This window comes from Klebsiella sp. CN_Kp104 (assembly GCF_040064515.1).
Taxonomy (GTDB): Bacteria; Pseudomonadota; Gammaproteobacteria; order Enterobacterales; family Enterobacteriaceae; genus Klebsiella; species Klebsiella aerogenes.
On the sequence record NZ_JBEAII010000002.1, the window covers coordinates 443,672 to 459,425 of the forward strand.

Consider the following 15,754-nt stretch of genomic DNA (forward strand, 5'->3'; position numbering starts at 1 on the left):
CCCCGAAAAGAAGATGCGCCCGTTAGTGATTTACCCGGCAAGTTTTATCACCGCCCGGCTGAAGGCATCAATCGCCAGTTCGACATCGGCTTCGCTGACCGATTCCGCCGGATGGTGACTAATTCCCCCTTTGCAGCGCACAAACAGCATCCCCACCGGCCAGCACTCCGCGATAGCAATCGCGTCATGTCCGGCGCCGCTTGGCAGCGTCAACGCCGTGCCCTGTACCTCGCATAGCGCTTCGGCAATCACCGACTGTAATCGCGGATCGCAGGCGGTTGCCGCAATGCGGTAGAACTCCTCAGCGGCAAACTGCAGGCCGCGACGCCCGGCAATCTCTGCGGCTGCCGCCAGCAATGAATCCAGTAATTCATCCAGCGGTTGATCCTGCGGACCGCGGATATCAAGGGTCAACGCGACTTCGCCGGGAATGACGTTGACCGCTGCCGGCGAGCAGCGCAATGTCCCGACGGTGGCGACCAGGTTGCCTCCCTGCTGGCGCGTCGTGCTCTCAATATACAGCATCCACTCCGCGGCGGCGGCAAGCGCGTCCCGGCGCTGGTCCATCGGCACCGTGCCTGCATGACCCGCCTCGCCGGTAAAACAGCAATTGAGGCGCCGCGCGCCGTTGATCGCCTCGACCACGCCGAGTGCCGAACCGGCCTGTTCCAGCCTCGGCCCCTGCTCGATATGCAGTTCGAGATAGGCGGAAAAATCTTCCGCCGGGCGCGAGGCTGAATGGACGCGTGATGGATCCAATCCGGCGTTGACCATCGCCTGCGCCAGGCTAATGCCTTCGGCATCGCGTTGGGCCAGCCAGGTTTGCGGCCAGCTTCCCGTCAGACCCTTGCTGCCCAATAGCGTGATACCAAAGCGCGTTCCTTCTTCATCGCAGAAGCCGACGATTTCGATGGCCTGCGCCAGGCGGCGCGCCTGATTATGTAAGCTCTGCACCACTTCAATGGCGGCTAACACCCCCAACATGCCATCATATCGCCCGGCGTTGCGTACCGTATCGAGATGCGATCCGAGCAAAATCGCCGGCGCCCCTTCTTCTCTGCCTTCATAACGCCCGCAAATATTACCGACGCTGTCCTGCCAGACAATCATGCCTGCCTGGCGCATCCAGTGGGCAACCTGCTGATTAGCTTCGAGATGCTGTGGCGAAAGGTAAACCCGCGTCAGGCCTTCCGGCGTTTCGCTTATCGCCGCTAATCTCTCAGCCCGCGCCATCACTCGCGCTGCGGCCAGGTTCATAGCGGTTTCTCGCTGCGATAATGATCCCACGCCGCCTGCATGGCTGCCCCCTGCGTGGTGGTGAATTTCAGGTAATTGAGTACCGACTCCAGCGCGCTGAGGGTGGTCATGACGCAATCTTTGCGTGCGTTGTAACCCATCGTGCCAATACGCCACACTTTGCCGTGCAGCGGGCCGAATGAGGTGCCAATCTCAATGGCGAAATCTTGCAGCATCAGTTGGCGTACCTGGTCGCCATTAATGCCCTGCGGGATGATCACGCCCAGTACGTTATTCATTTTGTGTTGCTGATCGCCAAAGATTTCCAGCCCCATCGCCTGAATACCTTTCACCAGCGCGTCGCCGTGCAGTTTGTGGCGGGCAATGCCGTTATCGAGCCCTTCCTCAAGAATCAGACGCGCGCATTCGCGGGCGGCGAACAGCGCGGATGTCGCTTCCGTATGATGGTTAAGGCGTTCTGGCCCCCAATAATCCATCACCATACCGAGATCGAAATAGTTGGAGTAAACCATCTCATCGACGCCATCAAGGTGCTCGGCGGTACGGATCCCCTGCTCGACGCATTTACGTCGACGGATAGCCTCTTCCATCCGCGGGCTCAGGGTAATGGGCGAGGTGCCGGAGGGGCCGCCGAGGCACTTTTGCATCCCCGCCGATACCGCATCCAGCCCCCAGGCATCGGTCTCCAGCGCATTGCCGCCCAATGAGGCGGTGGCGTCGGTATAAAACAGCACATCATAACGACGGCAGATCTCGCCCAGCTCCGCCAGCGGCTGCAGCATGGTGGTCGAGGTGTCTCCCTGCACCGTTAGCAGCATACGTGGACGCACCCGTTTGATCGCATCTTCAATCTGCTCGGGAGAGAACACTTCACCCCACGGCACCTCAATGGTATGCACTTCCGCCCGGCAGCGGCGGGCAATTTCACATAACAGATGGCCGAAGCGGCCAAATACCGGCACCAGCACTTTGTCGCCGGGGCGGATCGCGGAGATCAGAATGGCTTCAATCCCCGCTCGTGACGTGCCATCCACCAGCATGGTCCAGCGGTTGCTGGTGCGGAATACCCCGCGGTATAACGCCATGACTTCGTTCATATAGTGCGTCATAGCCGGATCGTATTGGCCGATAAGCTGGCTGGACATCGCGCGCAGGACGCGCGGGTCGGCGTTGATCGGCCCCGGCCCCATCAGCAGACGATGCGGAGGATTGATTGGTGAAAATTGAGCGATATCCATCGTAGATTCCTTTATTAATTCAGTCCGCGCACGGAGGAGATAAATTGTTTGAGTTCATTGGTTTGCGGCTGGCTAAACAGCGTTTTGCTGTCGCCCTGCTCCCAGACTCGCCCCTGGTGCATAAACACCACCCGGTCGCCGACTTCACGGGCAAAATTCATTTCATGGGTAACCAGAATCAGCGTCATTCCTTCCGCGGCCAGCTGTTCCAGCACTTTGAGCACCTCGCCCACCAGTTCCGGATCCAGCGCGGAGGTGATTTCGTCACAGAGTAAAACTTTTGGCGACATCGCCAGCGCGCGGGCGATAGCTACCCGCTGCTGTTGACCGCCGGAAAGGCTGGAGGGATAGAAATCCAGCCGATCGCCAAGCCCGACTTTAACCAGCATTTGCTGCGCCAGTTCGCGGCACTCGGCGGGCTTTTTTTTCAATACCCGCCGCGGCGCCAGCATCACGTTTTCCAGCGCCGTCATATGCGGGAATAAATTGAAGTTCTGGAATACCATGCCAACGGAGCGGCTAATCTCCCGCGCCTGCGAATCGCTGTCGGTAATGGTCATGCCGCCGAGCTTAATACTGCCTTCCTGGTACCCCTCCAGCCCGTTAATGCAGCGCAATAAGGTGCTTTTCCCCGAGCCGCTTCGGCCGATGATGGAGATCACCTCGCCCATATTGATATCGAGATCGACCCCCTTCAGCACGTGGTTCTCGCCGTAGAATTTCTGCACCTGATTAATGGTGATGAGCGGCATTGAATTTATTCTCCAGATAGCGGCTGTAACGGGACAGCGGATAACACAAGATGAAGTAGCCCAACGCGACCAGCGCGAAAACCTTAAACGGCTGATACGTCACGTTGGTGAGCATGGTGCCAGCCTTGGTGAGCTCGACGAAACCGATAATCGACGCCAGCGCGGTGCCCTTTATTACCTGTACGGCGAAACCCACGGTGGGAGCGATGGCGATACGCACCGCCTGCGGCGCCACCACGCGACATAACGTCTGGGTGAAATTTAATCCCAGGCAACGCGATGCCTCCCACTGTCCTTTCGGCAAGGCCCGAATACTGCCGTACCAGATATCCAGCAAAAAGGCGCTGGTATAGAGGGTCAGCGCCAGCGCGGCGGCGGTCCATGGCGACACATCGATCCCGAATAACGCCACGCCGAAAAAGGCGAGAAACAGCTGCATCAGCAATGGCGTCCCCTGAAATAGCTCGATATAGCCGCGAATGAGGCGCTGCACCCACAATTTACCCCGCAGGCGCAGCAGCAACAGCGGTAATGTCACCAGCGCGCCGCCAATAAAGGCCGTCAGCGATAGCAGCACGGTCCAGCGTCCGGCCAGCAGCAGGTTGCGTACGATGTCCCAGTCGGTAAAAGTTGTCATCATGCCTGTACCCTCAGCCATCTACGTCCAGCCGCCATTAGCAGCTGGCGCATCGCTATCGATAACGCTAAATAGAGACCGGTCGTCACCAGATACACCTCGAAGCTCAAAAACGTTCGCGACTGAATTAAGTTGGCGGCAAAGGTCAGCTCTTCATAAGAGACCTGCGATACCACCGACGATCCGAGCATTACGATAATGCACTGGCTCATCAGCGCCGGGTAAATACGCTGCAACGCCGGCGGTAAAACCACCTGAATAAAGGTCTGACTCCGGCTGAGCCCCAGTACCCGGCCGGCCTCCCACAGCCCTTTCGGCGTCACCTGGATCCCGGCGCGGACGATCTCCGTACTGTAGGCGCCCAGGTTGACGATCATCGCCAGCAGTGCCGCTTCGCCCGCCGTCATCTTCAACCCCAGATTCGGCAGGCCGAAGACAATAAAGAACAGTTGAACCACGAACGGCGTATTGCGGATAACCTCAACGTAAGCCCCCCATATCCGACTCAGCCAGCTTGCCCTCCCGCTACGCAGAGCCGCGCCGAGAATCCCGATGGCCAGGCCGCCGAGCGTGGCCAGCGCGGTGAGTTGGATAGTGACCCAGAGTCCCGCCACGAGCTCCGGCCAATAAGGCCAGAGCGCGGAAAAATGTAATTGCTCCGTCATCGCTGTACCTTAAGCGGCAAAGTCGCTGGGCAACGGCGCTTTCAGCCACTGCTGTGATAACGTATTGAGGGTGCCGTCCTTAATGCCCTGCGCGATTAAGGCGTTCACCTTTTCCTTCAGCGCCGGTTCATTTTTTTTCAGGCCAATCACGCACGGTGAATCCTTAAGCATAAAGTTGGCGACCGGGGCTTTCGCCGGGTTTTGCCGTGAGATAGCCGCCACCACCAGATTACCCGTCGCCACGTATTGCACCTGACCAGAAAGCCAGGCCGACAGCGTGGTGTTGTTATCTTCGTAACGCTTAATCTGCGCCGCTTTCGGCGCAATGCTGGTCAGCACCATATCTTCCACCGCGCCGCGGGTCACGCCGATGCTCTTACCGCTCAGTTCGGCGGCGTCTTTCAGAGCAGCGCCCTGCGGGCCGAAGACGCCAAGGAAAAACGGCGCGTAGGGTTGGCTGAAATCAATGACCTTTTCACGCTCGGCGTTCTTACCCAGGCTTGAGATCACCAGATCCACTTTATCGGTCTGCAGATACGGTACCCGGTTGGCGCTGCTCACCGGAACCAGCTGCAGTTTTAGCTTCATCTGCTTTGCCAGATAGCGGGCCATATCAATGTCATACCCCTGTGGCTGGAGATCGGTGCCGACAGAACCAAACGGCGGGAAATCCTGGGGAACGGCGACGCGGATCACGCCGCGTTTTTCAATATCCTGGAGTTGGTCCGCGTGTGCGGCGGTGATTTGTGTCAACAGACAAGCGGCCCCGGTCAGCGCAATCAGCAGTTTTTTCATCATCATTACCCGTTACGTTAGTATGAAACAAAAGATTCTTTAAATAAACTTCTGCAACTAATGTGCCAGATACGGGCAAAAGAAATTTGCGCTGCCTAATCGGCTTTTAGCGAGAAATGACGCGAGTATTTACCATAGCAGTAAGAAGAGTTGCCCTTCTCCTTACCGCACTTTGGCACCAAAAAGGTGCAAAGCACCAGACTGGCTCCCCATTATCGTTGTTCAAGCTCATCCAACTGCTGGTATAACGTGGCGATGTCATGAATGCGCGGGCGACCGCTATCGAGAATTTCATGTAGCAAGGCGTTCGCCAGCAGGTTGATAAGACTATTGGCCGACGCGTAGCTGTCGAAAGCCGACACGCTATCCAGCGGGGCGCATAACCGCCAGCATGCCAGCGGAAACAGGCTATGCGCCTGAGGCTCGCAGATTAGCAGTTGCGGAACTCCCCGCTGTTGCAGTTGCTGCATCAGGGGACGAATAATCCGCGGCCGACGGCGAAATGCCATCACCACCACGATATCTTCTTCGCACAAATCGACCAGCTCTTCACTTAGGCTTTGCCCCGGTTGCGGCAGCACCACCACTTGCCCACGCGCCTGAAGCAACTGCTGGCGCAAATGCAGCGCCAGCGGCCAGGAGTTTCGCATGCCAATAATGACGACGCGCCTGGCCTTGACCAGCGCGTTAATGGCTTCGGCAAACTGCCGGGCATCCAGCGCGTTTACCCACTGCGTCAGGTTTGCCATCTCTTGTTTATAATGCCGCGCCAGCAGCGTATTACCCTGCACCGCCTCGCGATGATCGGTCAACGGCATCCCGCTCTGGCGTAACGTGCGCAGCTCATCGCGCATATCGCGATACTTTTCATATCCCAGCCGTTTAAACAGACGGCTTACTGTCGCTTTTGATACCCCGCTCAGTTGGGCCAGCTCGGCGCTGTTGTAGCTAATCAGGTCATCAAAGTGGTCGACAATGAAATCCGCCACCCGCTGCTCCTGGGGTGACAACGACGCATATTGCGCCTTCAGCCGTTCATCGAGTTGTTCCATAGCGCCTCTGTAACTTTTGTTTCACTGAACTATACCGCTAACCCCCTTCACAATGCATGCCACAATGAGAAAAGACAAACGGCCGCCGCATCATTGAAACTTTCTTTTCAAAGTGGAACAGCTTTTGCACGGACAGCGTTTGCAGCAGTGGCTGCACGATTCGTTACGAGGATAATTTATGCAGAGTCATTTCTCGACCCAGGGGATGGCGGTCGCCCCCCATCATCTGGCTAGCCAAAGCGCGCTGTCCGTGCTGCGCGAAGGCGGAAGCGCAATAGAAGCGATGGTCGCCGCTGCCGCGACCATCGCGGTGGTCTATCCGCATATGAATGGTATTGGCGGCGATGGATTCTGGCTGATCGTGCCACCGCAGGGCGATCCGATCGCCATTGACGCCAGCGGCGCCGCTGGTTCACTGGCGACGCCGGAAGCTTATGCCGGGCTAACGCACATCCCGCATCGCGGCCCGCGATCCGCCCTGACCGTCGCTGGCACCGTTAGCGGCTGGGATGAGGCGCTGAAAGTTTCATACTCGCTGACCGGTAAATCACTACCGCTTTCGCGTCTGTTACAGGACGCGATCGGCTATGCCGATAACGGTATTCCGGTGACCGCCTCGCAAGCCAGCGCCACCGCCGGAAAATTAGATGAACTTCAGCGCCAGCCAGGCTTCGCTGAGACCTTTCTGGTCAATGGCCGCCCTCCGCAAAGCGGCAGCCGCTTTTGTCAGCCTGCGCTGGCCTCCACGCTAAAACGGCTGGTTGCGGAAGGGCTTGATAGTTTCTATCGCGGCTCTCTGGCGGAACAACTGGCGGCCGGCATGGCCCGTTACGGCCTGCCTATTACGCTTGACGATCTGCGCCAGCATCGCGCGCGTCGCCCGCAACCACTGCGGTTACAGCATCAACACGGTGAGTTATGGAACCTGGCGCCGCCGACGCAGGGGCTGGTATCGCTGGCCATCCTCGGCATCACTGACCGGCTGGCGATGGAGCAGGCCGACGATGCGCAGACCATCCACCGTATCGTGGAAGCGACAAAACTGGCCTTCAGCCTGCGAGATAAACATATTACCGACCCGCTGCACCTGGATGTGGATATTCAAAGTTTGCTGTCCCCGCAGGCGTTACAACCGCTGGCGGAGAAGATCGACGACCAGCGCGCCGCGCCATGGGGCGCAGGCAAAGGCCCCGGCGATACCGTCTGGATGGGCGTGATGGACAGTAGCGGGCTGGCGGTCTCCTTTATCCAGAGTCTCTACCATGAGTTTGGCAGCGGCGTGGTACTTCCGGACAGTGGTATTGTCTGGCAAAACCGCGGCGCGTCGTTCAGCCTCGACCCGGCGCATTTGCTGGCGCTGGCGCCCGGCAAGCAACCCTTCCATACCCTTAATCCCGCCGCCGCACGCCTGAACGATGGGCGGGTGATGGTTTATGGTTCAATGGGCGGCGACGGCCAACCGCAAACGCAGGCGGCGCTGTTCACCCGTTATATCCTGCAGAACGTCCCGCTTCAGGAGAGTATTTCTCGTCCGCGCTGGCTGCTTGGGCGCACCTGGGGGCAGACCTCGGACTCACTAAAAGTGGAAGGTCGCTTTGCGCCGCAAACCCTCTCCCGACTCAGGGAACTGGGGCATGAGGTTGAGGTACTGGCCGACTTCAGCGAGGCCATGGGACATGCCGGGGCCATTGTCCGCCATCCTGACGGCCTGTTTGAAGGCGCGTCTGACCCGCGCAGTAACGGCACCGCCGCTGGTTATTAGGGGGAGAAGCATGAAACAAACCGAAAAAGAGTGGCGCGACTGGCTTCGACAGATGGAACAGATCCTTGCCCTGGAACTGGATGAATCGCGCCGCGCTGAGCTGCTGGCGCAATTTCGCCGCATTGCCGATATGGCTGAACCGCTGATGGCCTATCCGCTCGATCAGCGCCTGGAAATCGCCGGAGTGTATAAAGCATGAAGCTACATCAGATGACCATTGCCGGGATCCAGCAGTCGCTGAGTCGCGGTGAATTTAGCGCCAGAGAGCTGGCTCGCCAGACGCTTGATGATATTGCGCAAAGTAACCCACTGCTCAATGCCTGGACGACTGTCACCGGGAAACGGATGCTCGACGAAGCGGACGCCATTGATGCCCTACGGCGCACGAATCAGCCGCTACCTGCGCTGGCAGGCATTCCCTACGCGGTCAAAAATCTGTTTGATGTCGCGGGAGAAACCACCCTCGCCGGCGCCCAACTGTTCAGCAATAACCCGCCTGCCCGCGTCGATAGCTGGGCGGTAAGTCAAATCCAAAGCGCAGGCGGCCTGCTCAGCGGGATGCTGAATATGGACGCCTATGCTTACGGTTTTACCACGGAAAACAGCCACTATGGCGCGACGCGCAATCCGCACGATCTTAACCGCATTGCTGGCGGATCCTCCGGCGGCTCAGCGGCGGCGGTCGCCGCCGGGCTGGTTACTTTCTCGCTCGGTAGCGACACCAATGGTTCAATCCGCGTTCCGGCATCCCTGAGCGGGATTTTTGGTCTCAAGCCAACCTTTGGCCGCCTGTCGCGTACCGGCAGCCACCCTTTTGTTCCCAGCCTCGATCATATTGGTCCGTTTGCTCGTACGGTAGAGGATCTAGCCACAGTCTACGATGTTCTGCAGGGGCGAGACGTCAACGACGGGTTTCAGGCCGAACGCGGCGTCGCCCCAGCTACGCCGCATCTGCGATATGGCCTCCAGGGGCTGCGTTGCGCAGTTTTAGGCGGCTATTTCAGCCGCTGGTGCGATGACGATGCCCGCGCGGCGGTGGCTCGGGTCGCCCGCTATCTCGAAGCCTCTGAAGAGTATCTCTTCCCCGAGGCGGAGCTGGCGCGCGCTTCTGCTTTTATCATTAGCGCTTCTGAAGGCGGAAACCAGTACCTGCCAGCCTTACGGCGTGAGCCGGAGCGCTTTGAACCGCACTCGCGCGAACGTCTGCTGGCGGGAGCGATGATCCCTTCCGCCTGGTACCTGCAGGCGCAGCGCTTTCGTCGCCACGCTCAGCAGCAAGTCGCGTCGCTATTCACCCATGCCGACGTGCTCATCGCCCCAGCAACACCGTGCAGCGCCACGCTTATTGGCGAGCAGACGATGGAGATCAACGGCGAGTCTTTACCGATACGCGCCAGCATGGGCATGCTTACTCAACCAATCTCCTTTATCGGTCTGCCGGTGGTGACCGTCCCGCTACGTACCGCGACAGGGCTGCCTGTCGGGGGGCAGTTAATTGCCGCGCCGTTTAATGAACAGGCCTGTCTACGCGCCGCCTATGCGCTGGAAGCGATGGGAATAACCGATTCCCGCCCGGTGGAGATAGCCGCATGATCGCGTCGCAAGAAATCAATCTTCCGCAGGTGGTCGCCGAAGTAATGGCGGCCTTTTATCGCTATGAACAGGCGCTGGTGAGTAACGATATTGCGGTGCTGGATGCGTTGTTCTGGCACGATACGCGCACGGTTCGCCTCGGCGCCGGGGAGAATCTTTATGGTATTGATGAGATACGCGCCTTCCGCGCCGCGCGCCCCGCCGCAGGGCTTGCGCGGGAGTTACGCCATACGGTGATCACCACCTATGGAGAGGATTATGCGGTATGCAGTACCGAGTTCACCCGTGAAGGCAGCGAACGAATCGGCCGTCAGCAACAAACCTGGGTTCGGTTTGCCTGTGGCTGGCGTATCGTTGCCGCACAGGTTAGTTTGATGGGACATTGATGCCGTTGTTTGTCGTCCCCTACTTGCGCTGCGCTTAGCAGGGCTACCAACTCACAATGGCACGGACCGTAGGTCGGGTAAGGCGTTAGCCGCCACCCGACAAAATAACGGCGCAATGGACCTGCCGCTATGGCTGGTACGGATGCACCTGCCGCCAGTGGTCGGCAATCTGCTGGCGGGTACAAATCCACACGCGCTCATGCTGCTGCACGTAATCGAGAAAACGTTGCAGAGCGCGGAAGCGTCCGGGGCGGCCCAGCAACCGGCAGTGCATGCCGATAGACATCATTTTCGGCGACGTTTCACCTTCCGCGTACAGCACATCAAAGCTGTCTTTCAGGTAGGTATAAAACTGTTCAGCGGTATTAAACCCCTGAGCGGTGGCAAAGCGCATATCGTTAGCATCGAGCGTATAAGGCACGATGAGATGCGGTTTACGCTGCCCGTCGGCACAAGGCACCTCCGTCCAGAACGGCAAATCATCGCCATAATAGTCGCTGTCGTAATCAAACCCGCCATGTTCCACCACCAGTTGCCGGGTGTTAGGGCTATCGCGCCCGGTATACCAGCCGGTGGGCGGTTTGCCAAACAGGTCGGTCAGCACCTGCACCGCTTTATGCAGATGGTCACGTTCCTGTTCAATCGCCATATGCTGATAGTGGATCCAACGCCACCCGTGGCTGACCACATCGTAGTTGGCCGCTTTGATCGCCGCGACGATATCCGGATGACGCGCCAACGCCATCGCCACGCCAAATACCGTCAGCGGTAACCCCCGCTCCTGAAAGGCATGATGGATACGCCAGAAACCCGCGCGGCTGCCATATTCATACAATGAGTCCATCGACATATGACGATCGGGATAGCTGGCAGCGCCAATGATATCGGAGAGAAACTGTTCAGAACCCGCATCGCCGTGCAGGACGTGATTCTCGGCGCCTTCTTCGTAATTAAGCACAAACTGCACCGCGATACGCGCCTGGTTTGGCCACTGCGCGTGCGGCGGTTTTCCCGCGTAGCCGCGCAAATCGCGCGGATATAATTCTGCTGCAGGTATCATCTCCCACCCCTTCATTTAATCATTAAACACGGCGAATTTACCGCTAAGCGTTTTACGTTCCGGATAAGCTAAATCGCCGTGCTTGCTGGTTGTCAGGCCTAGCGACACCAGAGATTCGACCATCTTCACCGCCGCGCTGACGCCATCAATAACGGGTACCTGAAGTTCCCGGGTCAGTTGCTGTGCCAGGGTCGCCATGCCGCCGCAGCCCAGCACGATAGCGCCGCAGCCATCCTCCTGTAGCGCCTGAATACAGCGGGCGCGTACTTTTTCCTGCGCCACGCCGCTGCCATCTTCCAGCGCCAGCACCGGTAGATCGATCGCATGCAGACCGGCGCAATGCTCATGAAAACCATACTGATGTAGCAGATGGCGAGCGATAATCAGCGTGCGCGGCAAGGTAGTGACCACCGAGAAGCGGGTAGCGACCAGCGTCGCCATATGCATCGCCGCTTCGGCAATACCAATAACCGGCCCCTGGGCCAGTTCACGGGCGGCAAGTAACCCCGGATCGCCAAAACAGGCGATAACGTGCCCGGAAACGCCCTGCTGCCGCCCGGCTTTAATCTGCTCCAGCACGCCGACGGCGGCGATGGCTTCGTCAAAATGCCCTTCAATCGACGGCACGCCGTCTGGTGGACAGACCGCGACAATATCGGTTCCTGGCGACGCCGCGGCGCGGGCCGCCTCGGCGATAGTTTGCGTCATACCGGGATCGGTATTGGGATTGATGACTTGTATACAGATGGTGGACATTACCGCTCCTTATAGCCGGCAAACAGCCGGGCGAAATCGGGGACTGACTCCCCCGTGCGGGAAAAACATAAACTGGCGACGATGTGTTCAAAGTGATGGTTGAGCGCCTCGGTCAGCGCGGTCAGCGCTTTTTCGCGTAACAGGCCGACAAGGCGCTCGTGGTCATCGCAGCGGCACCCTTGCCGCCACGGCGCGCCCCAGGCGGCAATCACCAGCGATGAGCGTTGACTGAGCCGGGTGACCATCTCCGTTAGCACCTGGTTGCCGGAAATGGCCTGTAACTGAATATGAAAATTAGCGGAATGGCGGATAGCGGCCGGGCCATCATAGGCCTCATGCGCCAGTTGCTCCTGCTGAATAATGGCTTCCAGCGCCGCCAGATGCGGAGGTTGGCAGCGTTGAAGTACATCCGGCAGATTCGCTACTTCCAGTAGCGCACGGGTGCGGAATATTTCCCGTGCCTCGTCAACCGTCGGACTGGCGACCTGTGCACCACGTTTGGGCGTTAATGTCACCATTTGCACAGCGGCGAGTCGTTGCAGCGCTTTACGTACCCCCGTGCGGCTGACGCCAAACACCTCCGCCAGCGCCTCTTCCGGCAATTTGCTGCCAGGCAGCAGTTGTTGCTCGACAATCGCGGTCAGCAAGGCCTCGTAGATAGACTCATCCTTGTCATGCAGTCCGGCTGCGGCCTGCAGCGGATTTTCATTGCCCATTGGTCTACTCCACTTCCCATTTTGATATCAAATCGTATACATAAAATAAATATTTTGTATACAAGATTAACCATTCTGGCCTGAATCCTGCAACGCCTTCCGCTATCAACGGCACAACGTTTGTCTTCAGAGGAGCAGGATCCATGCCAAATACACAAAACACGCATCAGCTCAACGCCGGAGACCCGGCATCAGGCTACAGCCCGCGTCTTTGCAACGAGGATCTGGCGCCGACGCGCGAGCAAAACTGGAACTGGTACAACATTTTTTCTTTCTGGATGTCGGACGTGCATAGCATGGGCGGCTATGTGGTGGCGGCGAGTTTCTTTACGCTGGGTCTGGCGAGCTGGCAGGTACTTATCTGCCTGTTGGCCGGTATTGTTATCGTCCAGCTTTGCGCCAATCTGGTGGCCAAACCCAGCCAGATTGCCGGCGTGCCCTATGCGGTCATCTGCCGTCAGGCGTTCGGCGTCTTCGGCGCCAATATTCCAGCGGTGATACGCGGGCTGATTGCTTTCGCCTGGTACGGGATCCAAACTTATCTGGCTGCGAACGCCTTAATGCTGGTGCTGCTGAAGTTCTGGCCCTCGCTGGCGGCAATGACGCAAACGTCATTGCTGGGTCTTTCATCGCTTGGCTGGTTCTGTTTCGCCACCATGTGGCTGTTGCAGGCGATGGTGTTCTGGCACGGCATGAGCGCGATTAAGCGCTTTATTGATATCGCCGGCCCGGCGGTATATGTGGTGATGCTGGCCCTGGCGGGCTGGATTGTATACAAGACAGGCCTCGACGGTATCTCCTTTACCCTCGCCAGTAAGACGCTGACCGCCAGTGAGCAAAGCTGGCAGATGATCACCGCCACCGCGCTGGTGGTCTCTTACTTCTCCGGTCCGCTGCTTAATTTTGGCGATTTCTCCCGTTATGCCAGAAGCATGGGCGAAATTCGCCGCGGCAACCGCTGGGGGCTGCCGTTTAACTTCCTGCTGTTCTCGGTAGTGACCGTAGTAATCGTCTCCGGGACGCAATCTTTATTTGGCCGGATGATCACCGACCCGATTGAAACGGTGAGCCATGTGGGTAACGATCTGGCGGTGGCCATCGGCCTGCTGACCATGATCACCGCCACTATCGGCATCAATATTGTCGCCAACTTCGTCTCGCCGGCATTTGATTTTTCCAACTGCGCGCCGCAAAAAATCAGCTTCCGCACCGGCGGGATGATTGCCGCCGTCGGCTCGATACTGCTCACCCCATGGAATCTGTTTAACTCCCCAGAACTTATCCACTACACGCTGGATGTATTGGGAGCGTTTATCGGGCCGTTGTTCGGCATTCTGCTGGTTGATTTCTATTTGATTAAACGCGGGCAGGTATCGATCGACGATCTTTTCGATGATACCCCGAAAGGCAAATACTGGTACCGCAACGGCTTTAACCCGAAGGCCATCGCCGCGCTGCTGCCCTCGGTGGCGGTCGGCCTGATTATCAGCTTTATTCCCGCTCTGCATGAGGTGGCCAATTTTAGCTGGTTCATCGGCGTGCTGTTAAGCGGCAGCCTGTATCGCTGGATTGCCCGTGACGAGCGGCAGGCCGCTTCCTCCGCCCGCTTTACCCCCGGCGCGCTGGCGCAGAAAGAATAATCCCACCCGGCCGCGGTGCCTTCCGCGGCCTCCTGGCATTAAATTTGCAAATATTTGCGCAATAGCTATCAACCTACTTATATAAGGCGGCAACATGCTGGAATACCACACCGCGTTACGCGGTGCGTTTTTTGATATTAGCCAACCCGCCGCCAGCGCTGACGATATCGCCCGCTACGCGCGATATATTGATGATGGCGTGCTGTTTATTTACGCCGGGAAGATTCAGGCGCTACTGCCATGGCAGGAAGGCGAAGCATTACTCGATCCACATAAAGGCTATCGCGATCTGCGCGGTAAACTGCTGCTGCCGGGGTTTGTCGACGCCCATATTCATTATCCTCAAACCGAAATGATCGGCGCCTTTGGCGAACAGCTGCTGGAATGGCTGACCACTTATACCTTCCCGGTGGAAAGCCAGTTTGCCGATGAACGGTACGCGGCAGATATCGCCCGTTTTTTTGTCAACCAGTTGCTCAACCATGGCACCACCACCGCGCTGGTGTTTTGTACGCTTCATCCTGCGTCCGTGGAGGCCCTGTTTACCGAGGCGTTGCGCCTGAACATGCGCCTGCTGGCCGGTAAGGTGATGATGGATCGCCATACGCCGGAGTATTTAACCGAAACCGCCGAACAGAGCTATCGCCAGACCCGCGAACTGATCCAGCGCTGGCACAAGCGAGGCCGTCTGGGCTACGCTATTACGCCGCGTTTTGCCCCCACCTCCACACCGGAACTATTACAAGCAGTTCAGCGGCTGCGGGAGGAGTTTCCCGATACCTGGCTGCATACCCATCTTAGTGAAAACCTTAATGAAGTTGCGTGGGTAAAGCAGTTATGGCCGGAGCATGAGCACTATCTTGATGTTTATCATCACTATCAATTGACCGGAGCGCGCAGCGTCTTCGCCCACGGGATACATCTGGCGGAGAAAGAGTGGCGGTGTCTGCATGAGACCGGTTCGGCAATCGCCTTTTGCCCGACGTCAAACCTGTTTTTAGGTAGCGGGCTATTTCGCCTGCCCGCCAGCTGGCAACATCAGGTCCGGATCGGCATCGGCAGCGATGTTGGCGCCGGGACCACCTTCAGCCTACTGCGCACCCTCGGCGAGGCCTATAAAGTGGCGCAGCTACAGAGCTATCGCCTGCGCGCCAGCGAAGCGTTTTATCATGCGACGTTGGGCGGCGCGCACGCGTTACGCCTGGATGACAAAATTGGTAATTTCCAGTCGGGAAAAGAGGCCGATTTGGTGGTTATCGACCCGGCGGTGACGCCGCTACAAAAGCTGCGCGGCGCACGCTGTCATGATGTCTATGAGCAGCTGTTCGTATTGATGACCTTAGGCGATGAACGAAACATTAGTGAGACCTGGGTCAATGGCCAACAGGTATGGTGTAACGAAGGCTGAACCGCTGCCCGGCGCTTCATTCTGACCGGGCGGCGGA

Annotated in this window: 15 protein-coding genes and 1 pseudogene; 6 read left to right on the plus strand and 10 right to left on the minus strand. The window is 58.1% G+C overall.

The window, feature by feature from the left end:
- Positions 1-30: 30 nt before the first annotated feature.
- The 7 genes from hpxK to hpxU form a co-directional block, all read right to left on the minus strand.
- Positions 31-1,257: an allantoate amidohydrolase gene (hpxK, locus tag ABLU80_RS04110; protein WP_348849736.1), complete on the minus strand. Its 1,227-nt coding sequence runs from the start codon at positions 1,255-1,257 to the stop codon at positions 31-33.
- Positions 1,254-2,495: an alanine--glyoxylate aminotransferase family protein gene (locus ABLU80_RS04115; RefSeq protein ID WP_348849737.1), complete on the minus strand. Its 1,242-nt coding sequence runs from the start codon at positions 2,493-2,495 to the stop codon at positions 1,254-1,256. The genes hpxK and ABLU80_RS04115 overlap by 4 nt, the downstream gene beginning before the upstream one ends.
- Before the next feature lie 14 nt (positions 2,496-2,509).
- Entirely contained in the window at positions 2,510-3,247 is a 738-nt protein-coding gene (locus ABLU80_RS04120) for an amino acid ABC transporter ATP-binding protein (RefSeq protein ID WP_047042679.1), read from the minus strand.
- A complete protein-coding gene (locus tag ABLU80_RS04125) occupies positions 3,228-3,884 on the minus strand; it encodes an amino acid ABC transporter permease (protein WP_032715563.1) in 657 nt (218 codons plus the stop codon). The genes ABLU80_RS04120 and ABLU80_RS04125 overlap by 20 nt, the downstream gene beginning before the upstream one ends.
- Positions 3,884-4,549, minus strand: coding sequence for an amino acid ABC transporter permease (locus ABLU80_RS04130; RefSeq protein WP_348849738.1), 666 nt, complete (start codon positions 4,547-4,549; stop codon positions 3,884-3,886). The genes ABLU80_RS04125 and ABLU80_RS04130 overlap by 1 nt, the downstream gene beginning before the upstream one ends.
- A 9-nt stretch (positions 4,550-4,558) precedes the next feature.
- A complete protein-coding gene (locus tag ABLU80_RS04135) occupies positions 4,559-5,344 on the minus strand; it encodes a transporter substrate-binding domain-containing protein (RefSeq protein WP_026612306.1) in 786 nt (261 codons plus the stop codon).
- Between the two features lie 212 nt (positions 5,345-5,556).
- Positions 5,557-6,396 carry a MurR/RpiR family transcriptional regulator HpxU gene (gene hpxU, locus ABLU80_RS04140; protein ID WP_101704580.1) on the minus strand — a complete coding sequence of 280 codons (840 nt, stop codon included), beginning with the start codon at positions 6,394-6,396 and terminating at the stop codon, positions 5,557-5,559.
- 178 nt (positions 6,397-6,574) lie between these two features.
- Here hpxU and hpxW point away from each other — a divergent pair, with 178 nt between their 5' ends.
- The 4 genes from hpxW to hpxZ are packed head-to-tail and all read left to right on the plus strand — an operon-like array spanning position 6,575 to position 10,137.
- A complete protein-coding gene (hpxW, locus tag ABLU80_RS04145; RefSeq protein WP_348849739.1) occupies positions 6,575-8,158 on the plus strand; it encodes an oxamate amidohydrolase in 1,584 nt (527 codons plus the stop codon).
- 10 nt (positions 8,159-8,168) lie between these two features.
- Positions 8,169-8,357 carry an oxalurate catabolism protein HpxX gene (gene hpxX, locus ABLU80_RS04150; protein WP_032708053.1) on the plus strand — a complete coding sequence of 63 codons (189 nt, stop codon included), beginning with the start codon at positions 8,169-8,171 and terminating at the stop codon, positions 8,355-8,357.
- Positions 8,354-9,751, plus strand: coding sequence for an AtzE family amidohydrolase (locus tag ABLU80_RS04155; RefSeq protein ID WP_348849740.1), 1,398 nt, complete (start codon positions 8,354-8,356; stop codon positions 9,749-9,751). The genes hpxX and ABLU80_RS04155 overlap by 4 nt, the downstream gene beginning before the upstream one ends.
- A complete protein-coding gene (hpxZ, locus tag ABLU80_RS04160; protein WP_047080784.1) occupies positions 9,748-10,137 on the plus strand; it encodes an oxalurate catabolism protein HpxZ in 390 nt (129 codons plus the stop codon). Before ABLU80_RS04155 ends, hpxZ begins: the two co-directional genes overlap by 4 nt.
- A 127-nt stretch (positions 10,138-10,264) precedes the next feature.
- On the opposite strand, the gene puuE is transcribed toward hpxZ, so the two are convergent.
- The 3 genes and pseudogenes from puuE to ABLU80_RS04175 all read right to left on the minus strand — a co-directional run bounded on the left by puuE (position 10,265) and on the right by ABLU80_RS04175 (position 12,669).
- Positions 10,265-11,197, minus strand: a complete 933-nt coding sequence (gene puuE, locus ABLU80_RS04165; RefSeq protein WP_015705419.1) for an allantoinase PuuE — start codon at positions 11,195-11,197, stop codon at positions 10,265-10,267.
- A pseudogene (hpxA, locus tag ABLU80_RS04170) lies at positions 11,088-11,953 on the minus strand (allantoin racemase). Before hpxA ends, puuE begins: the two are co-directional and overlap by 110 nt.
- Positions 11,953-12,669, minus strand: a complete 717-nt coding sequence (locus tag ABLU80_RS04175; RefSeq protein ID WP_015705421.1) for a GntR family transcriptional regulator — start codon at positions 12,667-12,669, stop codon at positions 11,953-11,955. Before ABLU80_RS04175 ends, hpxA begins: the two are co-directional and overlap by 1 nt.
- 143 nt (positions 12,670-12,812) lie before the next feature.
- On the opposite strand from ABLU80_RS04175, the gene ABLU80_RS04180 reads away from it, so the two are divergent.
- Both ABLU80_RS04180 and guaD read left to right on the plus strand, forming a co-directional pair.
- Entirely contained in the window at positions 12,813-14,309 is a 1,497-nt protein-coding gene (locus ABLU80_RS04180; RefSeq protein WP_348849741.1) for an NCS1 family nucleobase:cation symporter-1, read from the plus strand.
- 94 nt (positions 14,310-14,403) lie between these two features.
- Positions 14,404-15,717 carry a guanine deaminase gene (gene guaD / locus ABLU80_RS04185; protein WP_348849742.1) on the plus strand — a complete coding sequence of 438 codons (1,314 nt, stop codon included), beginning with the start codon at positions 14,404-14,406 and terminating at the stop codon, positions 15,715-15,717.
- Positions 15,718-15,754 lie beyond the last annotated feature (37 nt).